The organism is Micromonospora sp. NPDC051300, assembly GCF_044455315.1.
GTDB classification, from domain to species: domain Bacteria; phylum Actinomycetota; class Actinomycetes; order Mycobacteriales; family Micromonosporaceae; genus Micromonospora; species Micromonospora robiginosa.
Genome location: NZ_JBITEP010000002.1, coordinates 30630 through 52333, shown reverse-complemented (window position 1 = coordinate 52333; position 21704 = coordinate 30630). Strand labels below are relative to the sequence as shown.

The 21704-nt window shown below is 73.2% G+C and carries 21 protein-coding genes and 1 tRNA gene; 10 read left to right on the top strand and 12 right to left on the bottom strand.

Annotated elements, in window-relative coordinates; all coding sequences use genetic code 11:
* The first annotated feature begins 75 nt into the window (after positions 1-75).
* Entirely contained in the window at positions 76-1014 is a 939-nt protein-coding gene (locus ACIA5A_RS03345) for a phosphotransferase (protein WP_396755943.1), read from the top strand.
* A 1-nt stretch (position 1015) separates the two neighbouring features.
* Here the strand turns inward: ACIA5A_RS03345 and ACIA5A_RS03340 are convergent, their stop codons facing one another.
* The gene (locus ACIA5A_RS03340; protein WP_396755941.1) at positions 1016-1204 is read right to left on the bottom strand and encodes a DUF397 domain-containing protein; all 189 of its coding nucleotides are present in this window, start codon (positions 1202-1204) and stop codon (positions 1016-1018) included.
* Positions 1195-1995 (bottom strand): helix-turn-helix domain-containing protein, encoded by an 801-nt coding sequence (locus ACIA5A_RS03335; protein WP_396755939.1) that lies wholly within the window; start codon positions 1993-1995, stop codon positions 1195-1197. The genes ACIA5A_RS03340 and ACIA5A_RS03335 overlap by 10 nt, the downstream gene beginning before the upstream one ends.
* A 222-nt stretch (positions 1996-2217) precedes the next feature.
* On the opposite strand from ACIA5A_RS03335, the gene ACIA5A_RS03330 reads away from it, so the two are divergent.
* Both ACIA5A_RS03330 and ACIA5A_RS03325 read left to right on the top strand, forming a co-directional pair.
* Positions 2218-2565 (top strand): hypothetical protein, encoded by a 348-nt coding sequence (locus ACIA5A_RS03330; RefSeq protein WP_396756483.1) that lies wholly within the window; start codon positions 2218-2220, stop codon positions 2563-2565.
* Between the two features lie 11 nt (positions 2566-2576).
* Positions 2577-3026, top strand: coding sequence for a GNAT family N-acetyltransferase (locus tag ACIA5A_RS03325; protein ID WP_396755937.1), 450 nt, complete (start codon positions 2577-2579; stop codon positions 3024-3026).
* Positions 3027-3204: 178 nt separating this feature from the next.
* On the opposite strand, the gene ACIA5A_RS03320 is transcribed toward ACIA5A_RS03325, so the two are convergent.
* From ACIA5A_RS03320 to ACIA5A_RS03310, 3 genes are all read right to left on the bottom strand, one after another.
* Positions 3205-4419, bottom strand: coding sequence for an ROK family protein (locus ACIA5A_RS03320; RefSeq protein ID WP_396755935.1), 1215 nt, complete (start codon positions 4417-4419; stop codon positions 3205-3207).
* A 126-nt stretch (positions 4420-4545) separates the two neighbouring features.
* Positions 4546-5883 carry a hypothetical protein gene (locus ACIA5A_RS03315; RefSeq protein ID WP_396755933.1) on the bottom strand — a complete coding sequence of 446 codons (1338 nt, stop codon included), beginning with the start codon at positions 5881-5883 and terminating at the stop codon, positions 4546-4548.
* A gap of 92 nt (positions 5884-5975) precedes the next feature.
* Positions 5976-6767 carry an alpha/beta fold hydrolase gene (locus tag ACIA5A_RS03310; RefSeq protein WP_396755931.1) on the bottom strand — a complete coding sequence of 264 codons (792 nt, stop codon included), beginning with the start codon at positions 6765-6767 and terminating at the stop codon, positions 5976-5978.
* Between the two features lie 153 nt (positions 6768-6920).
* On the opposite strand from ACIA5A_RS03310, the gene ACIA5A_RS03305 reads away from it, so the two are divergent.
* Both ACIA5A_RS03305 and ACIA5A_RS03300 read left to right on the top strand, forming a co-directional pair.
* A complete protein-coding gene (locus tag ACIA5A_RS03305) occupies positions 6921-8456 on the top strand; it encodes a helix-turn-helix domain-containing protein (protein WP_396755929.1) in 1536 nt (511 codons plus the stop codon).
* The gene (locus ACIA5A_RS03300; RefSeq protein WP_181569703.1) at positions 8446-8814 is read left to right on the top strand and encodes a hypothetical protein; all 369 of its coding nucleotides are present in this window, start codon (positions 8446-8448) and stop codon (positions 8812-8814) included. Before ACIA5A_RS03305 ends, ACIA5A_RS03300 begins: the two co-directional genes overlap by 11 nt.
* Before the next feature lie 14 nt (positions 8815-8828).
* Here ACIA5A_RS03300 and ACIA5A_RS03295 read toward each other — a convergent pair whose 3' ends face one another.
* Positions 8829-10319 carry an NCS2 family permease gene (locus ACIA5A_RS03295; RefSeq protein WP_396755927.1) on the bottom strand — a complete coding sequence of 497 codons (1491 nt, stop codon included), beginning with the start codon at positions 10317-10319 and terminating at the stop codon, positions 8829-8831.
* A gap of 232 nt (positions 10320-10551) precedes the next feature.
* Positions 10552-11136, bottom strand: coding sequence for a helix-turn-helix domain-containing protein (locus ACIA5A_RS03290; RefSeq protein ID WP_396755925.1), 585 nt, complete (start codon positions 11134-11136; stop codon positions 10552-10554).
* A 79-nt stretch (positions 11137-11215) separates the two neighbouring features.
* Between ACIA5A_RS03290 and ACIA5A_RS03285 the strand changes: the two genes are divergently transcribed.
* From ACIA5A_RS03285 to ACIA5A_RS03265, 5 genes are all read left to right on the top strand, one after another.
* On the top strand, positions 11216-12193 hold the full coding sequence (locus ACIA5A_RS03285) for an NAD(P)/FAD-dependent oxidoreductase (RefSeq protein ID WP_396755923.1): 978 nt from the start codon (positions 11216-11218) through the stop codon (positions 12191-12193).
* 58 nt (positions 12194-12251) lie between these two features.
* Positions 12252-14099, top strand: coding sequence for a glycoside hydrolase family 15 protein (locus ACIA5A_RS03280; protein WP_396755921.1), 1848 nt, complete (start codon positions 12252-12254; stop codon positions 14097-14099).
* A gap of 51 nt (positions 14100-14150) precedes the next feature.
* Entirely contained in the window at positions 14151-15104 is a 954-nt protein-coding gene (locus tag ACIA5A_RS03275; protein WP_396755919.1) for a phosphotransferase enzyme family protein, read from the top strand.
* A gap of 179 nt (positions 15105-15283) precedes the next feature.
* Entirely contained in the window at positions 15284-15769 is a 486-nt protein-coding gene (locus ACIA5A_RS03270; RefSeq protein ID WP_396755918.1) for a hypothetical protein, read from the top strand.
* A 96-nt stretch (positions 15770-15865) separates the two neighbouring features.
* Positions 15866-17419, top strand: a complete 1554-nt coding sequence (locus tag ACIA5A_RS03265) for a hypothetical protein (RefSeq protein WP_396755917.1) — start codon at positions 15866-15868, stop codon at positions 17417-17419.
* A gap of 46 nt (positions 17420-17465) precedes the next feature.
* Here ACIA5A_RS03265 and ACIA5A_RS03260 read toward each other — a convergent pair whose 3' ends face one another.
* From ACIA5A_RS03260 to ACIA5A_RS03240, 5 genes are all read right to left on the bottom strand, one after another.
* A complete protein-coding gene (locus tag ACIA5A_RS03260) occupies positions 17466-18023 on the bottom strand; it encodes a dihydrofolate reductase family protein (RefSeq protein ID WP_396755916.1) in 558 nt (185 codons plus the stop codon).
* A gap of 57 nt (positions 18024-18080) precedes the next feature.
* Positions 18081-18155, bottom strand: a tRNA-Val gene (locus ACIA5A_RS03255).
* A gap of 79 nt (positions 18156-18234) precedes the next feature.
* The gene (locus ACIA5A_RS03250; RefSeq protein ID WP_396755914.1) at positions 18235-18702 is read right to left on the bottom strand and encodes a peroxiredoxin; all 468 of its coding nucleotides are present in this window, start codon (positions 18700-18702) and stop codon (positions 18235-18237) included.
* 10 nt (positions 18703-18712) lie between these two features.
* A complete protein-coding gene (locus ACIA5A_RS03245; RefSeq protein ID WP_091572628.1) occupies positions 18713-19150 on the bottom strand; it encodes a DUF3052 domain-containing protein in 438 nt (145 codons plus the stop codon).
* A 110-nt stretch (positions 19151-19260) separates the two neighbouring features.
* Positions 19261-21537, bottom strand: a complete 2277-nt coding sequence (locus ACIA5A_RS03240) for a thiamine pyrophosphate-dependent enzyme (RefSeq protein WP_396756481.1) — start codon at positions 21535-21537, stop codon at positions 19261-19263.
* Between the last annotated feature and the right edge of the window lie 167 nt (positions 21538-21704).

The window sequence follows — 21704 nt, the reverse complement described above, 5'->3', positions numbered from 1 at the left end:
CGGGGCCCCCGCTTAACACCTCGGGCCCGGCAAACCCGGTTGCCGGCGAGGGCGGGCAGCACGCACGGTGGAACGGTGAGCAGCCCGACGAAGACCCGGATCACCTGGCGCGACCTGCCCGCCCACGTCCGTACCGCGGTCGAGGCCATCCTCGGCGACGAGGTGGTGGCGGCCGAGTCGCAGCCGGGCGGCTTCTCCCCCGGCACCGCCGACCGGGTCCGCACCGCGCGCGGCGGCCGGGCCTTCGTCAAGTCGGTGAGCCCCGCGCAGAACGACCGCAGCCCGGCGATGCACCGGGCGGAGGCCCGGATCGCCGCCGCCCTGCCGCCGACCACGCCGGCGCCCGAGCTGCTCGGCAGCCACGACGACGGCGAGTGGATCACCCTGGTCTACGCCGACGTGGCCGGCCGGCACCCGGCCACCCCGTGGGACGCCGGTGAACTGGCCACCGTGCTGTCCACCCTGGAGGCGGTGGCCGCGACGCTCACCCCGGCCCCCGCCGTCGCGACCACCACCGCGGCCGACGCGCTCGCCGACGACTTCGGCGGCTGGCGGCGGATCGCCGACGACCCGCCGGCCGACCTCGACCCGTGGGCCCGGGCCCACCTGCACGAGCTGTGCGCCGCCGCCGACCGGGGCCTCGCCGCCCTGGCCGGCGACACGCTCTGCCACCTCGACGTCCGCGCCGACAATCTGCTGCTCGGCCCGGACGGCACGGTCACCCTCGTCGACTGGCCCTGGGCCTGTCGCGGGCCGGCCTGGCTGGACACCCTGCTCACCGTCGTCAACGTCCAGGTGTACGGCGGCCACGACCCGGACGCCCTGCTCGCCACCGCGCCGCTCACCGCGCGGGTCGACCCGGCCGACCTCACCGGGGCGCTGGCCGGCTTCACCGGCTTCTTCCTCGACGGCGCCCGGCGCCCCCCACCCCCCGGCATCCCCACCGTGCGGGCGTTCCAGCGCCTCCAGGGCGACGCGCTGCTGCCCTGGCTGGCCCGCCGCCTGACCGGTTGAGTCAAACCCGCTTCGCGTACGCGACGAAGGCGCGCCAGGAGGCCGGGGCGAAGGCGAGGGTCGGGCCGGACGGGTTCTTGCTGTCCCGCACGCCGACGACCTCGGGCAGGTTGTCCGCCACCTCGACGCAGGCACCGCCGTTGGAGCCCGATCGGGATGACTTGCGCCATCGCGCACCGGTCAGATCCATGAGCTTGCCGCCTCCTTGATCAGATCGAGGGACTGCCTACGGGACAGGGCTTCCCCTCGCACCGCCTCCCAGTGCGCTTCCAGGGCAACGAGATCCTCGACCTGGTGCATCATCTGCGCGCGGATCTGGTGGTCGAGGTAGGCCGCGACCGATCCGTCGGTCAGGCTCGCCAGGATGAAGCCGCCCTGCAACGCAGCGTAGAGGCCGGCCTCCTCCGGCACCACCAGGATCTGCACGTGCGGCAGCACGGCCATCTTCACCAGGTGCGCCAACTGTTGGCCCATCAGACCCGCGTGGCCGACGAGGGGACGACGAAGCACCATCACATCGATGACGGAGACCAGCCGGCAGGGGTGTTCCCGGGTGATGATCCCTTGTCGACCGAGCCGGGAGGTGACGCGCTGGTCGATCTCCTCTGCGCTGAGCAGGCTGTCCGCCAGCGTCATCCGCGCATACGCCTCGGTCTGGAGGATGCCCGGCACGTAGGCCGGCTCGTACCAGCGGAGCATGGTGGCCGCGCGCTCGTCGTCGACCCAGGCACGCATCCAGGACGGCGCCCCGTCAGTCAGCGAGGCCCGGCGCAGCATCCGGAGGAACAGGCCGCCGGTCTCCAGCGCCTCGTCGATGGCGGTGAGGTAGTCCGCCTTCGGCGGGCGCTGACCCGTCTCCACCCCGGACACGTGGGACGCGGAGTAGTTGATCCGCCGGGCCAGGTCCTCCTGGCTGAGCCCGGCCCGCGCGCGAGCCTGCCGCAGCTCACCGGCGATGAAGTCCCACCACGAACCGCCCACGGTCTCCCCTTGTCCGCCCGTCGACTCCCACGGTCTCCCGGGCCGGAGCCCGAGCCCGCCCGGCCACTACCAGGAGTGGCGGGAAGCCTTCCGAGCGTAGTGCCGCCCGTCACAGACTGTCATCCGGCGAGCCGACTCCCGTCCGGCCGCCACCGGGCCGCCCCGATGTCCCCCCGATGCCGGGGCGGCCCACCCTTCGCGCCGAGAAAGGTCGTGACGCACGTGGCCGCGTTCCTCGTACCCCGGCTCGGGCCGCATCCGGACCGGCCGCGTCCCTACCCGACCGACCACCCGGCGCACCTGCCGCTCCGGCCACTGTGGCTCTGCCGCGCCTGCGGCACACCGTGGCCCTGCGCCCAGGCCCGCATCCTGCTCAAGGTCGAGTACGCCGACCACCCGGTCGACCTGGCCGTCTACCTCTCCGGGCTCTACCACGAGGCCACCCACGACCTGTTCCGCCTCAACCCGCACGACGGCCCGACCCCACGCGACCTGTTCGACAGGTTCGTCGGCTGGGGTCCGTACCGTCGCGGGGTGCTCGACCGCCCGGCGGCCGACGCGGAGGATTAGGCTCGGCCACCGTGCCCGCTGAGCTGACGATCCGTGCGGCGACCCCCGACGACGACGTCGACCAGGTCTTCGATCTGCTGTGGCAGTTGGCCCCCGCCGACGACCGTCCCGCCCGGGAGGCGCTCGTCGCGGCCTGGCGGGGCCTGCACGCCCAACCGGGCCGGGAACTGCTGCTGGCCCGCCTCGGCCCGAGGCTGGTCGGCACGCTGGACACCGTGGTCGTGCCGAACCTGACCCACGGGGCGCGGCCGTTCATGCTGGTGGAGAACGTGGTCGTCGACCGGGCGGCCCGTCGTCGCGGGGTGGCCGGCGCGCTGATGCGGGCCGCCGTGGACCGCGCGCACCACACCGGCTGCTACAAGATCCAACTGCTGTCCAACCGAAGCCGGGTCGAGGCCCACCGCTTCTACGAGAGCGCCGGCTTCACCCCCTCCGCCACCGGCTACCGCCGCTACCTCTAACCTCCCACCCACCACCCCGCCGATCTTGCAGTTACCGCCCCACAAAAGCCCGATATGCGCCTTATGCCTGGGCCGAAAGTGCAAGATCGCCGCACGGGTGGGCGCGGGGGCCTTGGGCACGACGCGCGGGAGCGCGAGGGCGCGGGCGTGCGGGCGTGAGGGCGCTTGGGCGGGTGGGTCAGGGATGGGTGGGGGCGGCCAGGGGGTTGGTCAGCAACGGAGAGAAGGCGAGGTCGGCGGCGCCGATCAGGGTGGCGTCGTAGCCGAGGGCCGAGACGGTCAGTCGGGCCTTGTCCCGGGAGACGGGCAGCACGTTGGCGGCGATCCGGCGACGGACCTGGGGTGCGGCGGCCGGGAACACCTCGCTCAGCGTCCCGCCGAAGATCACCACACCGGGGTTGAACAGGTTGATCAGGTTCGCCACGCCGATGCCCAGCCAGTCCCCGATCCGACCGAGCGCCTGGCGGGCCGCCGCGTCCCCGGCACCGGCGGCGGCGACCACGGCGCGTACCGCCTCGCGTCCCCGGTGGTCGGCCGGGCGGCCGGCCTCGTCGAGCAGCGCCCGCTCACCGACCTCGGCCTCCAGGCAGCCGCGTGACCCGCAGCCGCACGGTCGCCCCCGATAGGGGTTCACCAGCATGTGCCCGACCTCCGAGCCGTAGCCGCCGTCCCCGTCGAGCAGGTCGCCGCCGACGACGATCCCGCCGCCGACGCCGACGTCACCGTGCAGGTAGATCAGGTTCTGTACGCCCAGGCCGGCGCCACGCTGGTGTTCCGCCATCGCGCCCAGGTGGGCCTCGTTGCCGACCAGCACCGGCAGGCCCAGGTCCAGCCGGCGGGCCAGCTCGGCGCCGAACGCCTGGTCCACCCAGCCCATGTCAGGTCCGAACCGGACCATCCCGTCACCGGGCCGGATCATCCCGCAGTAGGACGCGCCGACACCCACGCACACCGACCCGGGCGGCGCGCCCCGGTGCAGTTCCCGGCCGAAGCCGGCGAGCACGGAGACCACCGCGTCGAGGTCGGCGCCCGCGCGCGGCCGGTCCGCCTCCAGCCGGGCCGCCATCACCCCGCCCAGGCCGACGCGGGCGGCCACCAGCCGGTCCACCGCGATGTCGAAGGCGAGCACGTGGACGGCCTCGGACTCCGGCCGGACCACGAAGGACGGACGCCCGGCCCGGCCGCCCGACGTGGCGGGCACCTCGCGGACCAGACCGGCCGCGGCCAGCTCGGCCGTGAGCGCCATGACCGTGCTGCGGTTGACGCCCAGCCACTCGGCGAGCCCGACGCGCGAGACCGGCCCGGCCAGGTGGACCCGACGGAGCAGCGCGCCGAGGTTGCGCCGCCGGCTGTCTCCGGGCGCGCCCCGGTCCGTGGACAGACCCTTCGGCATCGACCACCCCGTCAGCGCGCCCGCGGCTTGTCGTTCGAGGATAGACCTCGACCCTCCGGCGGCCCGGAGGCGTACGCGCGCCGGGTGGTGTGCCACCAGCAGGTCTCGTGGTGACGCCGGCGGCGGTCAGAACATCCGCAGCCACCGCCGGAGGTGATCGACGAGGTTGCGCGGCTGGAGTGGGGGAAGCGCTCGGCGCAGTTCCTCGTCGGTGGCCGGGCGGGCGTCCAGCGCGGCCTGCCGCAGCAGCGCCCGGTCGACCCGCAGTCCGCCCATGACCCGCACGTTCATGTCGTCGTGCCGGGCCACGTACCCGTGCGTGTCCGCACTCCGGACGAACGTGAGGCCGGCTTCCGCGCGGCACTCGGTGGCGCCGAGGCAGACCTCGTCGCCGGACGCGTACGTGACGTAGAGCGTGACGGCAACGCTCTGCCCCCCGCTGCCGAGGTGGTCGGCGGGCGCGTAGATCATGCTCGGAGGGATCCCGCCCACCTGCCCGACGTAGCCGGGGACCGTCGCCACGTAGTAGTCGCCGGTCTGCTCCTGGTGCCCACCCAGCTCCTTCACGGTGGCCAGGCGCAGCGTCCGCGCCGCGGCCCGCAGCACGTCGTGGCCGACCGCCGGGCTGCCGACGACTGTGACGTACCGGCGGCCGACCGGAACCTGGTAACCGTGTTCGATCTCGTTGTGCCGGTAGACCAGACCACCCGCCTCGACCGTGCAGGAGCCCCAGGTCAGGCGGGAGTCCTGGGCGTTCGGCTGCCCGCACATCCGCTCCCCCGGCAGCACCCGGTCGTACGTGGTGATCGTGACGTACCGGTCGGGTGGGACCGCGGCCGGGTCGGCCGGGGTGAAGCCTCCCCCACCCCGGCCGTCGCCGTAGTCACGGCCGTCGGTGGGCCGGTAGCCGGGAACGGCGACCGAGTAGGCCGTCTCCCGGCGCATGTCGGCGGCGGCCAGGCGCGCGTCGAGTTCGTCCGGCGACTCGTGCCGCAGCACCGCCACTCCGACGCCGGCGAGCACCACGCTCAGCCCGAGCGCGGTCGCGCGGAACCACCGGTGGATCAGGAGCAACCCGGCCGCCAGCGCGTAGGGAACGCCGCCGAGCAGGGTCGTCACGGCCGGGGTGCGGCTCACCGCGATCCCGGCCGCCTCGGCGGCGGCCCAGCTCAGAGCGCCGCCGACGCTGCCTCCGCAGAGGACGGCGAGCGCCCACAGCAGTCGGCGTCCGGCGGTCGCACCGAGGATCGTGACCTCACGGGTGATCGCGACCACGAAGATCAGGTATGCCAGGAGCGCCGCCAGGCCCGCGACCGCGACCGCGACGGCCGGGCCGAAGCCGCCGAAGAACATCATCACGAGCAGGGACTCCCCGATCGCCGGCAGAACCAGCGCTCCCAGAGCCCAGGCCGCCACGAGTTGGCACGCGACGGCGGCCGGCTTCGACGTCTTCCAGGTGATCACCCGTCCAGCCTGCCCGCCCGGGCGCCGCCGGTCAGCCCGCCGGATACCCGGTCCCGTCTGAGTACCGGTACTCACTCCTCCCGCGGAGGCGCTCAACCGGGGACGCGCGCGACGTGCGTGAGGAACGGCAGCACCGCCGCCGGCAGGGCGGGGGACGCGACCACGTCGGCGTGGGTCAGGCCGGGCAGCACGGCCAACCGGGACGCCGGGCGGTCGGCACCGTCGGCGTCCCCGCGTCCGCCGCCGAGCAACCCGAAGAAGTCGGCCATGTGACGGACCGGGATCGCGTCCGCGTCGGCGTAGACCAGCAGCACCGGCATCGGCAGCGCGGCCACCTCGCCCGACCAGTCGTAGTCGCGGCGCAGCAACTCACCACTGCGGGCCCAGAGCAGGGGCCAGTCCTGCGGCCGGGGCGCCACCCGCGCGTACCGCTCGTGGGCCGGGGTGCCGCGCATCCGCTCGGCGACCCGTTCGTCGTGGGCGGACATCGCGGCCAGCGCGTCGGGGTACCATCCCCCACGCCGGCACGGGGTGGAGACCAGGACCAGGCGGCGGACCAGCGTCGGATGCTGGATCGCGGTACGCAGGGCCACGCCGCCGCCGAGCGAGTAGCCGAGCAGGTCGACCTCGGGCAGGTCGATGTGGCGCAGCAACGCGGCCACGTCGTCGGCCATCGACTCGAAGCGCAGCGGCCGGTCGGCGTCGGCGGTGCGGCCGTGGCCGGGCAGGTCGACGGCGATCAGCCGCCGACGGGCGACGAACGCCCGCCGGGTCGGAGCGAACGTCTCCGTCGAGCCGTAGGAGCCGTGCAGCAGGACCAGCGGCCTGCCGGCTCCGCTCTGCTCGTACCAGATCCGTAGTCCGTTGACGTCCGCGTGACTCATCCGCTGATCGTCCCGCCCGTGCCCACGCTTCAGGTCCGTTTGTCCAGGAAGTCGACGGCGACGATCCTCGTATGCGCGCCACGTATACCAATCCCTCACGGAGCGGATTGGATGGATAGGCTCGACGAAGCGCTACGGACGGAGCGACCGCGGATGACGAGGTTGCCGGGAAGACCCACTAACTGCCCACGCTGTGGTGGGCGGCTGGCCCGCGACAACGACACCGGCCGCTGCGCCGCCTGCCAGACGGCGCAGCGGGACCGGCTCATCACACCGCCGACCTTGCCGACAAGCTTTTGGGAACATGAACCGATCCGGCAGGCCCTGACCGAGCGACACCTCGGCCGGGTCTTCCGCGCTTACCGCTGTCATCCGTACCACGGCCGCGAACCGCTGCCGCAGCGTACGGTGGCCGGCTGGCTCGGCATGACCCAGGCGCAACTCAGCCGCATCGAGAATGGTCCACCGATCGTGCACCTCGACCGCCTGGCGCACTGGTCGAAGATCCTCGGCATCCCGGCCCGCGTGCTGTGGTTCAAGCCTCCGGCCTCGATGGTTGGCACCGAAGGGGCGGCTGCCGGAGTCAGCATTGCCACGGACTGGCCGGAGTCGACAAAGATCGCGGACACTGGGGACGTGACGCGACGGGAACTACTGCGCATCCTCACGATGGCCAGTGCTCTGATGGGCGGACCCGCCGCACACAGCGTCGATTGGGAACGCGCTGGTTCCTCAACGGCCGGATCGCCGTCGCCGGGCGCCGGCACCCTGCGACAGTACGAGATGGTGAACGCCTCCCTGTGGAAGGCATACGGCGCAGCGATGCCGAAGCACGCCGCCGCCCCGATGGTCCGTCAGCAACTCGGGATCGTGACTGACGCGCTGCGGCTGTCCAACGCTCCCGACGTCCATCGGCGGCTGTGCGCCGTCGTGGCCGACCTGCTTCAGCTCACCGGCGAACTGGCCTTCGATGCCGGCAACCATGAGGAGGCCGGCCGCTGCTACTCCCTCGCCGCGACCGCCTGCCGCGAGGCCCAGGCGTACGACCTCTGGGCCTGCGCCATGACCCGGTACGCCTACCTGAGCCTCTATCAGCAGGCGTACTCCGACGCGAAGGCGATGCTCGACGCAGCGGCGCGACTGGCCGCGAACGGCGACAGCCAACTGTCCACCAGGCAATGGGTCCAGTCGGTCCGAGCCCAGGCGCTGGCGCGTCTCGGGCAGGTTGACGAATGCCGCCGAGCGCTCGACTCAGCGGAATCCGTCAGCTCGTTGACCGACGAGGTGCACAACGGCGGATGGCTGCGCTTCAACGGGTCACGAACAACCGAGGAACGTGGCAACTGCTACGTAGCGCTGGGACGGCCAGCCCTCGCTGAGCCTGTCCTCATGGAGGCCGTCAGCCAGGGTCTGTCGGTGCGCCGACGCGGGATCGTCATGACCGATCTCGCGCTGGTCGGCGTCCAGCGCGGCGACGTCTACCAGGCCGTACACTTCGGCGCCGCCGCCTTGGACGCCGAGCGACAGGGGCGGTCCGGCGTACTCAAGCAGCGGCTCTTGGACCTGCGGACGGAGCTGAAGCCGTTCGGCGGTGACCACCACGTGCGCCACTTGACCCAGCAGATCACCGCCGCCGTCACGACCCCGGTCGCCGGCTGGAAACCTGAGGAGCAGGCAGATGACCGTTGAAGCAGGCCAGGTCTTCCGGGATGCGTGGATCGCCGGGGTCCGAGCCCACCATCCCGGCGAGCCCAAGCCCGGCTACGTCACGCCCTGGGAGGCGATGCCTGATTGGGAGCGAGCCAGCGCCACCGCCGTGTACGAGCAGGTCGTCGCCTTTCTGGCGGCCACGGACGGCGCTGCGCGGAGGCTGAGCCGGGAGCAGAAGGGGCGCTTCGTCGCGCTGTGCTGGATCGGTCAGATCCACAAGCACTTCCCGAATCCCAAACCGTCGTACGTCGCTGACTGGGCCGACCTGCCAAGCTGGCAGCAGGAGACCGACGCCGACATCTTCGAGAGCATCGCGGAACGAAGCGCACCCATCTAGCCCGGAGGATGGATTCAGCTCACGCCGGTAATCGCCTTGACCAGGTTGATGCCGAAGTAGAACACGAACGCCACCGCGACCGCCCAGAGCAGCGGGTGGATCTGGCGGGCCCGGCCCTGCGCCACCCGGATCGCCACCCAGCTCACGAAGCCGGCGCCGATGCCGTTGGTGATCGAGTAGGTGAACGGCATCAGCGTCATGGTCAGGAACGCCGGCACGGCCACCCCGAGGTCGGTGAAGTCGATGTCCTTCACCTGGCGGATCATCAGCGCGCCCACCACCACCAGCGCCGGGCCGGCGGCCTCGCTGGGCACCAGCGACACCAGCGGGGTGAGCAGCAGCGCGCCGAGGAAGAGCACGCCGGTGACCACGCTGGTCAGGCCGGTCCGGCCGCCGTCGGCGATGCCCGAGGACGACTCGACGTACGTGGTGGCGGACGAGGCGCTGCCCGCGCCGCCGGCGACCGCGGCGACGCCGTCGACGAAGAGCACCTTGCCCAGGCGGGGCATGTCGGTGCCGTCGGAGGTCGCCAGGTTCGCCTGCTTGGCCAGGCCGACCGTGGTGCCCATGACGTCGAAGAAGTCGGCGAGCACCAGCGTGAACACCAGGAGCAGGGCGGTCATCACGCCGACGTGGGCGAACGCGCCGAACGACACGTTGCCGACCAGGTGCAGGTCGGGCTTCTGGATCAGCGGGTCGGGCAGCGTCGGCACGTTGAGCCGCCAGCCCTGCGGGTTGGGCTTGCCGTCGACGAACGCCGGGCCCGGCTTGGCGAGCACGTTCACGATCACCGCGACCACGGTGGTGACGACGATGCCGATCAGCACGCCGGCCTTGACCTTGCGGGCCACCAGGATCCCGGTGACCAGCAGGCCGACCAGGAACACCACGGTGGTCCAGCCGCGCAGCGTGCCGTCGCCGCCGAGCTGCACCGGGACCGTGGTGCCGGCGGCGTCCGGCACCCGCCGGACCAGACCGCCGTCCACGAACCCGATCATGGCGATGAACAGGCCGATGCCGGCGGCGATGGCGGCCTTCAGCTCGGCCGGGATGGCCCGGAAGACGGCCTTGCGGAAGCCGGTCAGCACCAGCACCGTGATGATCAGACCCTCGACCACCACCAGGCCCATGGCCTCGGCCCAGGTCATCTGCGAGGCCACCGCGTACGCGACGAACGCGTTCAGCCCGAGGCCGGTGGCGACCGCGAACGGCACCCGGCCGACGACCCCCATCATGATCGTCATGACGGCGGCGACGAGGGCGGTGACGCCGGCGACCGGCCCGATGCCGAGCAGGTTGCCGTCGGCGTCCGGCGCGGTGCCGATGATCAGGGGGTTCAGCACCACGATGTAGGCCATCGTGGCGAACGTGGCGACCCCGGCGAGCACCTCGCGCCGCACGGTCGAGCCGCGGCGGGTGATCTCGAAGTAGCGGTCGAGGCGGCCGCGCGGGGCGGGTTCCGCCGGCTCCACCGGGGCAGCAGGATCCTGCGTGGACACGCTCATGGCGTGGCGTACTCCGTTCCGGGTTGGCCCGCCGGTCGTCGCCGGACGGGCGGTGGGGGTGCAGCCGTCCCGTTGCGGTTGGCCCGGAGAACGTCGGGACGGCTGGGCTCCACGGACACCGTGAAGCACTACGAAGCCGCGTCCCGGTGGCCGGGAGACGACTTCGCGGGGCCCACCCTAACCAGCCGGTAACCCGAGCTGAGCAGGCGCTGTGTGCCAGGCGTGTGCAGGATCACTCCCGGTCGCGGGGCCGGGCGCGCAGGTGCGCCCGCTCGCCCTGGCTGCCGAACAGGCTGAGGAACTCCACCCCCTGGTCGTCGGCGCGGCCGAACCAGTGCGGCACCCGGGTGTCGAACTCGGCCGCCTCGCCCGGGGCGAGCACCAGATCGTGCTCGCCGAGCACCAGGCGCAGCCGCCCGTTCAGCACGTAGACCCACTCGTACCCCTCGTGGGTCTTCGGGTCGGGCTCGGCCCGGCCGCCGGCCGGGATGATCAGCTTGTAGGCCTGGATGCCGCCGGGCCGGCGGGTGAGCGGCAGCATGGTCATCCCGAACGCGGCGACCGGCCGCAGGTGGATGCGGGGGTCGCCGGTGGGCGGCGCGCCGACCAGCTCGTCGAGCGTGACGCCGTGCGCCTTGGCCAGCGGGAGCAGCAGTTCGAGGGTGGGCCGCCGGCCGCCCGACTCCAGCCGGGACAGCGTGCTGACCGAGATGCCGGTGGCGACGGAGAGGTCGGCGAGGGTGGTCTCCCGCTCGCGGCGCAGCGCCCGCAGGCGCGGGCCGACCGCGTCGAGGGCCCGGTCGAGGTCGTCGTCCATGCCGCCAGTTTGCCACAACGGCAACAACGTTTGCGGTTCTGTCGACGACAGTCGCAAGCTGGTCGCGGAGGTGGTCACGATGACCGAGCCACGGACGGACGGCTACGAGGTGGTGGTGATCGGCGGCGGCGCGGCCGGCCTGAGCGGAGCGCTCATGCTGGCCCGGTCGCGCCGGTCGGTGCTGGTGATCGACGGCGGCGCGCCGCGCAACGCGCCGGCCGAGGGGGTGCACGCGCTGCTCGCCCTCGACGGCGTGCCGCCGGCCGAGCTGCTGGCCCGCGGACGCGACGAGGTCCGCCGGTACGGCGGTCACCTGCTCGCCGCCGAGGTCGAGGCGGTCAGCCGCGACGGGACGGGGTTCGACGTGACGCTTGCCGACGGCCGCCGGGTCCGGGCCGGCCAGGTGCTGGTGGCGACCGGCCTGGTGGACGAGCTGCCGGACGTGGCCGGGCTGCGGGAGCGCTGGGGCCGGGACGTGGTGCACTGCCCCTACTGCCACGGGTGGGAGGTGCGGGACCGGCCCATCGGGGTCGTCGGCAGCGGCCCGCTGTCGGTGCACCAGGCGCTGCTGTTCCGGCAGTGGAGCGACGACGTGGTCTATCTCCGCCACACCGCGCCGCCGCTTACCGACGAGCAGGCGGAGCAGCTCGCCGCGCGCGGCGTGCCGGTGGTCGAGGGCGAGGTCGCGGCCGTCGAGGTCGCCGGCGACCGGCTGACCGGGGTACGCCTGCGCGACGGCCGGACGATCGCCCGCGAGGTGCTGACCGTCGCGCCCCGGATGGCGGCGCGCACCGGGTTCCTGGCGGCGCTGGGCCTGCGCGCGGCGCCGCACGAGAGCGGGGCCGGCGAGCACGTGCCGGCCGACCCGGCGGGGCGTACCGACGTTCAGGGGGTGTGGGTGGCGGGCAACGTGACCGACCTGTCGGCGCAGGTCGGCGCTGCCGCGGCGGCCGGCGCCCGGACCGCCGCGATGATCAACGCGGATCTGGTGGCGGAGGAGACCCGCCGGGCGGTCGAGGCACACCGCGAGACGGCCGAGCACGCGAAACGGCCCTAACCTGACAATTCTTCCCCTAGGTTGGAATGCGCAGGAGCAGTCGAGCGCGGGGGGCGACGTGGAGAGCTATCCGGCGATCGAGGATCACGGGCTCATCGGCGATCTGCAGACCGCCGCGCTGGTGACCTGCGACGGGACGATCGACTGGTTCTGCGCGCCCCGGTTCGACTCGCCGAGCGTCTTCGCCGCGCTGCTGGACAAGGACAAGGGCGGCTACTTCCGCATCGCCCCGCACGACGTCCGGTACGTCACCAAGCAGCTCTACCTGCCCGGCACGCCGATCCTGATCACCCGGTTCATCAGCGCCGACGGCGTCGCCGAGGTGATGGACTTCATGCCGGTCACCGGCGAGCGGGCGACCGACTCGCACCGCCTGGTCCGCATGGTCAACATGGTCCGGGGCAGCATGCGCTTCAAAGTGGAGTGCCGGCCCCGGTTCAACTACGCCCGGGAGGAGCACCAGCTCGAACGGCACCGCAACGGCTACGTCTTCCAGGGCCGGTCGGCGGCGCTCACGTTCCACCCGGTCGACCCGGTGCGGCAGCTCATCTCCCAGACCGGAGACGTCCACCTGGACGACGGCGACCTGGTCGCGTACGGCACGCTGAACGAGGGCGACACCGGCGGGGTGGTCCTGGAGACCGGCGGCACCGAGCCGCGGATCATCCCGCCGGAAGAGGTCCAGGGGATGTTCGAGTGGACCCGGGACTACTGGCGGCGCTGGGTCGAGCGCTCCCGCTACACCGGCCGCTGGCGGGAGATGGTCGAGCGCTCGGCGATCACGCTGAAGCTGATGACGTACGCGCCGACCGGCGCGATGATCGCCGCGCCCACCGCCGCGCTGCCCGAACTGGTCGGCGGCACCCGCAACTGGGACTACCGCTACACCTGGGTCCGGGACACCTCGTTCTCGGTGCACGCGCTGCTCGGCCTCGGCTTCACCGAGGAGGTCAGCAGCTACATGGACTGGCTGGACGAGCGGATCCGCGAGGCCGGCGACCACCAGGACCCGTTGAAGATCATGTATCGGGTGGACGGCTCCTCCGACCTGCACGAGGAGGTGCTCGACCACCTGGAGGGCTACCGCGGCTCCCGCCCGGTGCGGATCGGCAACGGCGCCGCCGACCAACTCCAGCTCGACATCCACGGCGAGGCGCTCTACGCCATGCACCTCGCCGACGAGCAGGGCATCCGGGTGTCGCACCAGGTGTGGAAGAGCACCGTCCGGCTGGTCGACTGGCTCTGCCACAACTGGGACCAGCGCGACGCCGGCATCTGGGAGAGCCGCCACCACCCCCGCAACTACACGTTCGGCCGGGTGATGTCCTGGGTGGCGCTGGACCGGGCCATCCGCCTCGCCACCCGCACCGGCCGCCCCGGCGACATGTCCTGCTGGGTCGAGCAGCGCAACCGGATCTACAACCAGGTCATGGCCCGCGGCTACCACCGGGAACGCGCCAGCTTCGTGCAGGCGTACGACGAGAACGTGCTGGACGCCGCGCTGCTGGCCATGCCGGCGGTGGGGTTCGTGACACCCAGCGACCCGCTGTGGAAGTCCACCCTGGCCGCCATCGAGCGTGACCTCGTCTCGGACAGCCTGGTGCACCGCTACGACCCGGTGCACTCCCCCGACGGCCTCCCCGGCCACGAGGGCACGTTCAACATGTGCACGTTCTGGTACGTCGAGGCGCTGGCCCGCACCGGCCGCCTGGACGACGCCCGGCTCACCTTCGAGAAGATGTTCACCTTCAGCAACCACCTCGGCCTGTACGCCGAGGAGATCGCCGCGACCGGCGAGCAGATCGGCAACTACCCGCAGGCGTTCAGCCACCTGTCTCTGATCAACTCGGCGCTGGCGCTCAACGACCTGCTGGACGCCGAGGCCGACGCCCGCCGCCGCCAGTAGGCGTCCGGCAAATCGCTTGTCGGACGAGCCCTCGGCTGCGACGCTCCGACGGTGATCGACAAGCCGGACGTGGACGAGCGAGCCCTGGCCGCCGAGGTCGCCGCCGCCTGGACGCTCGACGTCGCCGGCCTGACGTTCCTGCCGGTCGGGCTGGACGGGCAGGCGTGGGCCTACCGGGTCGACACGTCCGACGGCCGGCGCTGGTTCCTCAAGCTGCGCCGTGGCGCGTTCACGCCGGCCGCAGTCCGGCTGCCCGGTTTCCTCCGCGCGCACGGCGTCCGGCAGGTCGTCGCGCCGGTCGGTGGGACCCCGCGCCGGTTCGGCGACCACCACCTGCTGCTCTACCCGTACGTCGAGGGCGGCAGCCTCTGGAGTCGCGGCCTCACCGACCGCCAGTGGACCGCGTACGGCGACTTCCTCGGCCGCCTGCACGCGGTGACGCCGAGTCCCGAGATCGCCGCCGTGCTGCCGACCGAGACCTACCGGTCGGACGCCGGGCAGCGGGTACGCACGCTGGGCGGGCAGGCCGCGGCGAGCGCGTCGCTCGGCGCCTTCTGGCACCGGTACGGCGACGCGCTGCACCGGTTGGCGGAGACGGTCGACGCGCTGGCCGCCCGCGTGCCGCGCACCCCGCACGTCGTCTGCCACGCCGACATCCACCCCGGCAACCTGATCGCCGACGGCGACGGTCCACTGCACGTGGTGGACTGGGACGCGCCGATCCTCGCGCCCCGCGAGCGGGACCTGATGTTCGTCCTGAGCCGGGACTTCGGCGAGCACCCCATCGACGCGCGACGCGCGGAGCTCTTCCGCCGGGGCTACGGGCCGGTGGACCCGGAGCCGACGGTGCTGAGCTACTACCGGGCCGAGCGGCACCTCGACGACGTCGCCGCGTTCCTGGCCGGCGTCCTCGACCCCGGGGCGAGCGCCGAGTCCCGGGCCAACGACCTCCACTGGCTCACCCGCATCGCCGAGACCGTCGCCGACCCCGGCTACCAGCCCTGAGACGGGGTCGGGCTCAGCCGGGCACCGTGCCGAACCGGATCCGGCTGCCGTCCGGGTCGGTGACCTCGAAGTCCCGCCCCACTCCTGGTCGCGCCCGCAGGATCGGTGCCAGCCGTTCGGTCATGCCGGGATTGTGCCGCACCGGTGTGGATCGGCGGCGATGTGGGCATCCACCGTCGATGGTGGAGGGACGGGGGTCCGGCGCGGAGCCGGTGGTGCTGTTCGCGTCGCGGTGGTGGCCGGCGGTGCTCGTCCCGCTCGGGCTGCTCGCCCTGGCCGCCGCGCTCGCGCTCACCCTGCCCAGAAGCATCGGCTCCCTCATCTGGCCACTCGGGATGACGACCGCAAGCGTCGTCGCGGCGTGGCGCCACCGCGACGGCGCGCTGCTCGCCGACGACACCGGCCTGCTGGTCCGGCACCGGGGCACGGTCACCCGCAGCTACCGGTGGTCCGAGATCCGCGAGGCCACACTGGCCCGCCCGGGCTTCGGGCGGGTCGCGCTCGCCGTGTATCCGGACGGCGGGCCGTGGGACGTCCCCGGCCCCAACAACGCGACGATGGTCGGACGGGTCTGGCAGTGGCGGCGGCCGGACCCGGAAACCCGGGAGCGGGTGGAGGCGGTGCTGCGGTCCCACGGCGTCCGGGTCGCCGATCGGCTCACGTGACCGTGCCCGGCCGCACGGTCAGCCGGGAGCGGGAACGAAAGCGACATAATTACTGTTTAACCATCAAAGCGGCGAAATAGCACTAGCTTTCTGAGCATGCCGCTGCTCACGCTCCGCCCGTACCTCCAGACGTTCAGCCTGGCGCTGCTGCTCGCCGGATCACTCGCCGGCGCGCCCGCCGCCGGCAGCGACCCGGCGACTGCCGGAACCGCCGCGGACCGGCCCGCCCCGACGCCGAGCGGCGCCCCGGAAACGGGCGCCGGAGCGGGCCCGGCGGAGGACCGCGTGACCCTGCGGCAGCCCCGACTGCTGCCCCGGCCCGGGGCGGTCGCCCCGACGACGCCGCCCCCACTGACCGCGCCGCGCCGCGGCGACCTCGACCCGACGTTCGGCACCCGCGGCGTGACGCTCACCGGCTTCCCCGACCGCGCGGTCGGCGCCAGCTCGGTCGTCACCCTGCCGGACGGCTCGCTGGTGGCCGGCGGCGGCGACATCGACGCCGGATCGGCCGACTTCCTGCTCACCCGCTACCGCTGCGACGGCACGCTCGACAGTCGCTTCGGCAGCGCCGGCCGGGTCACCACCCCGCTGCCCGGTCAGGGCGGCGGCGTCCAGGGTCTCGCGGTGGACCGGCAGCGCCGGATCGTGGCCGCCGGCACCGCGAGCCTCGGCACCGGCGACCAGATCGGCTTCGCACTGGTCCGCTACCTGCCCGACGGGCGGCCCGATCCCCGCTTCGGCACCGGCGGCCGGGTGATCCAGCAGATCGGCCCGGTCGGCAACGCCGGCGCCACCGCCGTACTCGTCCAGCCCGACGACAAGATCGTGGTGGCCGGCGGCGCCAACGACGCCGACGGCAACGCCGTCTTCGCGGCAGCCCGGTTCCGCACCGACGGACGCCTCGACCCCACGTTCGGCGACGGCGGCGCCACGCTGGTGCTGATCCCCGGCGGCGACGCCTCCGCGTTCGCGGTCACCCGGCAGCGCGACGGGAAGATCGTGCTGGCCGGCGCGGCGATCGGCCCCGGCGTGGTCGGCCAGCAGTTCGCGCTGGTCCGCCTCACCACCGCCGGGCGCCCCGACCCGACCTTCGGCGGCGACGGCATCGTCACCGCGCAGAACGTGCCGAGCCAGGGCCAGGGCGGCGCCACCGACGTGGCGGTCGACGCCGACGGCACCATCCTCGCCGGCGGGCTCGGGCAGACCGCCACGGGAGAGGGTCAGTTCGGGTTGATGCGGTTCCGCCCGGACGGCACGCTCGACCCGACGTTCGGCGACGGCACCGGCAAGGTGCTCACCGAGGTCGACGGCGGCTCGGTCATCCGGCGGGTGCTGCTGCGACCGCGGGGCCGGATCGTGGCCGTCGGGGCCGCCGGCCAGCCGTCGACCGTCGCGCTCGCCGGCTACCTGCGCAACGGCGACCTCGACCCGAGCTTCGGCGACGACGGGCGGACCACCACGGCGGTCGGTGCGCTGTCGGCCGGGCTCGGCGGGACCGTGCAGTTCGACCGGATCGTGGTGGCCGGCGCCTCCGGCAACGACAGCCTCACCGAGGGACGCTTCCTGCTGGCCCGCTACCTCGACGGCCGCTCCGCGCACTGCCCGCGTCGGGCGTGCGAGCGCACCCCGAGCACGTACGGCCTGGGGTGACCGGTCCGGCCGACGCAGCCCGGAACGAGCGCTGGACCTCGGTGGCTCAGCGGGCGCGGCGGTAGTGCAGGGAGAGCACGCCGTTGCTCATCGGCTCGGCCGACAGCAGTTCGAGCCGGCGGGTGGTGGGCAGCCCACCCTGGTAGAGCGTCGGGCCGTGCCCGGCGATCATGGGTTGGACCAGCAGCTTGTACTCGTCGATGAGGTCCAGCCGGTCGAGTTCGGTCGCGAGCTTGCCGCTCCCGACCAGGATCCCGTTCGGGGTCGCGTCCTTCAGCTTCTGCACACCCTCGCGGAGGTCGCCGGTGACGTGGTGGCTGTTGGCCCACGGGAAGTCCGTGCGCGTCGTCGACACCACGTACTTGGGATGGGCCTCCAGCGTGGTCGCCCACCGACGCAGGGCCGGCGGGGCATCCACGTCACCGCGCGCGACGGCCGGCCAGTACGCCTCCATCATCTCGTAGGTGACGCGGCCCCACAGCATCGCTCCGCTCTCGCCCAGGAGACGGGTGAAGAAGGCGTGCGTCTCGTCGTCGGCGATCCCCTCCTGGTGGTCGACGCAACCGTCCAGGGTGACGTTGATGCTGAAGGTGAGCAGGCCCATGGCCGAAGAGCCTAGCGCCGCCAGCACGTCGGGAGCGGTTCATCCGCTGGTGGTGTGTGGTGGGCGCGGCAGGTTTCGAACCTGCGACCCCTCGCTTGTAAGGCGAGTGCTCTCCCACTGAGCTACGCGCCCGGAACGCCCGTACGGCGGGCCGGAGCGGCAAGCTTACCTGCCGCCTCCGGCCCGGTCGAACGACCTGTCCGGGGGTGGATCAGCCGGCGACGGCCTCGGCCAGCGCCTTGCGCCAGCCCTGCTGGTCCCGTGCCTCGCCGGGCATGTTCATCTCGGCGAAGCGGACCACGCCGGCCTTGTCGATGACGAAGGTGCCCCGGTTGGCGATGCCGGCGACGTCGTTGAAGACGCCGTACGCCTGGGCCACCGCGCCGTGCGGCCAGAAGTCGGCGAGCAGCGGGAACCGGTAGCCCTCCCGGTCGGCCCAGATCTTGTGGGCGTAGACCGAGTCGACGCTGACGGTCAGCACCTGGACGTCGTCGTTGACGTAGTCGTCGAGGTTGTCCCGCACCTCGCACAGCTCGCCCTGGCAGATGCCGGTGAAGGCGAGCGGGTAGAAGACCAGCAGCACGGTCTTGCGACCGCGCAGGTCCGAGAGCCGGACCTCCTGGTTGTTCTGGTCCTTGAGCAGGAAGTCGGGCGCCTCGGCGCCAACCTCGATCGGCATGCCTGCGCTCCTACTTCTTGCTCTTGGAGCCGCGCCGCAGCACGAGGCGGGCGCCGCTCCAGTCGCGGCCGGCGTTGATGGTGGAGGTCTGCTGGAGGCCGGCGGTCTGGGCGCTCTCCGCGACCTCGCTCGGCTCGACGTGGCCGTCCCGGCCGGCCTTCGGCGTCAGGAGCCAGACCACGCCGTTGTCGGCCAGCGGCCCGAGGGCGTCGACGAGGAGCTCGAAGAGGTCACCGTCGCCGTCGCGGTGCCAGACCAGAACCGCGTCGACCACCTCGTCGGTGTCCTCGTCGACCAGTTCTCCACAGCGGTCGGTCAGGGCGTCCCGGAGATCGGTGTCGACGTCGTCGTCGTAGCCCATCTCCATGACGACCATGCCCGGCTCGATCCCGAACCGGTCCGCCAGGCTGCGTACCCCGTCGGCGGCCTGACCAGCGGTCGCGCTCACTGTCGCGTGCCTCCTCGTCTCATCCCTGCTCCGGCGTCGTGCGACGCCGTGGTGCCCAGTCCACACAGTTGCGGCTCGCTGCGCAAGTGGCGCACCGGGTGGAACGGAATTTACCGTGCCAGCAGCGTACGGGCACCCTGGGTAATGGCTTCCTCGGACACCAGAACCTGCCGGGCAGCCGGACCTAATGGTACAAAAGAGTCAAGTGCCGCCACCCGGCGCGCGGCACCGACGTAGCCGGTGTCGACGAGCGCGGACAGCACCCCCTCCCCCACCCCGCCGGACCGCCGGGTCTCGTCCACCACCAGCACCCGACCGGTCGCCGACGCCTCCCGGATGATGTCCGCCACCGGCAGCGGGGCGAGCCAGCGCAGGTCCACCACCCGGCTCCCGACACCCTCGTCGGCGAGCGTGGCCGCCGCCCGCAACGACATCCGCACCCCGTTACCGAAGGTGATGATGGTGAGGTCCTCGGCGGAGCCGATCCCGTACACCCGGGCCCGGCCGATCGGCACGTGCCGCTCCGCCCAGGCGCCCGGCTCGGCGTACTCGGCCAGCCACTCGCCGTCGCCCTCGGCGTACAGGTCGCGGGAGTGGTAGAGCGCGATCGGCTCCAGGAAGACGCACACCGCGCCGTCCACCCGCGCCGCCGCGAGGCAGGTACGCAGCATCGGCGCCGCGTCGTCCGGCCGGGCCGGCACCGCGACCACCAGACCCGGCACGTCCCGCAGCACCGCCACCGAGTTGTCGTTGTGGAAGTGCCCGCCGAAGCCCTCCTGGTAGGCCAGGCCGGCCACCCGCACCACCATCGGGTTGCGGAACGCGCCCCGGGAGAAGAAGCGCATGGTGGCCGCCTCGCCCCGGAGCTGGTCCTCGGCGTTGTGCAGGTAGGCCAGGTACTGGATCTCCGGCACCGGCAGCATGCCGGCCAGCCCGGCGCCGAGCCCGAGACCGAGGATCGAGGTCTCGTCGAGCAGCGTGTCGAACACCCGGGCCGCGCCGAAGCGGTCCCGCAGGCCCTTCGTCACCCCGTACACCCCGCCCTTGGCGGCCACGTCCTCGCCGAACACGGCCATCCGCGGGTGGTCGAGCATGCCGTCGGCGAGCGCCGCGTTGATGCTCTGCGCCAGCGTCAGCGGCCCGGTCAGCTCCGGCGGCTTGCCGCCGAACGCCTCCGCCCGGGCCGCCGCGCCCGGACCCGCCGCGTGCGCCGCCGCGTCGGCGACCGCCCGGGACACCCGCACCGGCCGGCGGGGCGCCAACTCCGACACCACCTCGACCGGGGACGCCAACTTCGGCTCGTCGAGCACCTCCTCGGCGATGCGCCGGAGCTGCCAGCCCCGCTCGTCGTACCGGGCGAGCAGTTCCTCGCCGCCCGCGTAGCCGGCCGCCACCAGCCGGCGGGCGGTGACCAGCAGCGGGTCCCGCGCCTCGTCCGCGGCGATCTCCGCCGGACTCCGGTAGGCGGTCTCCGCGTCCGCGCCGGCGTGCCCCATCAGCCGGACCGTGCTCAGGTGCAGCACCGCGGGCCGGCGGTGCCGGCGCACCCAGGCCGCCGCCTCCGCCGCCACCCGGTGCGTCTCGACCGCGTCGGTGCCGTCCGCGGCGAAGTAGCGGATGCCGGGCCGGGAGCGCAGCGCGGTGGCCGCCCACCCCTCGGGCGAGCGCACGCTGATGCCGAGCCCGTTGTCCTCACAGACGAACAGGACCGGGATCCGCAGGCCGGTGTGGTCGTACCAGCCGGCGGTGTTGAACGCGGCGGTGGCCGTGGCGTGGTTGACCGAGGCGTCGCCGAACGAGCAGACCACCACGGCGTCCGGCGGCCAGGACGCCACCTCCGGGTCGCCCTCGGCACGCGGGCCGCCCCGGCGCAACCGCTCCAGCGCCAACCCCAGCCCGACCGCCCGGGGCAGGTGCGAGGCGACGGTGGAGGTGGTCGGCACGACCGCGAGGTCGGCCCGACCGAAGACCTTGTGCCGGCCGCCGGCGATCGGTTCCTCGGCGGAGGCGACCATCCCCCGCAGCACGTCGCGCGCCGCCGCCGCGTAGGCGTCGTCGAGCGACGGCGACGGCAGATCGGGTACGCCTGCCGTCGCGCCGCCGTCCGCGTCCCCGGCCACGCCGACCCGATCGGGTACGCCTGCCGTCGCGCCGCCGTCCGCGTCCCCGGCCACGCCGGCCCGATCGGGTACGCCGGGAGTCGCACCGCCGTCCGCGTCCACGGTCACGCCGGCCCCGGTCGGCAGCCGCACCGCCTCGACGCCCGCCTCATCCGGCAGGTCGCCGCCTGCGACTCCGGCACCCGACCGTCGCCCACCGTCGTCCACATCTCCCGGCACGGCGTCAGTCACCGCCGGATCGAGATCTTGGTAGGAAACGGCCCCCATGGGGGCACTTTCGTACCAAGATCTCGACGGATCCCGGTCCTCGGAACGATCATCTCGGGAAGCGGGAGAAGCAGGGTCGATGGCGTCCGGGTCGGTGAGGTCCGGCAGGTCCGGCGCGCCATCCTGGCGGGGGGCCGACGCCCCGGGCGGGGGCGGCGGGGTGGACG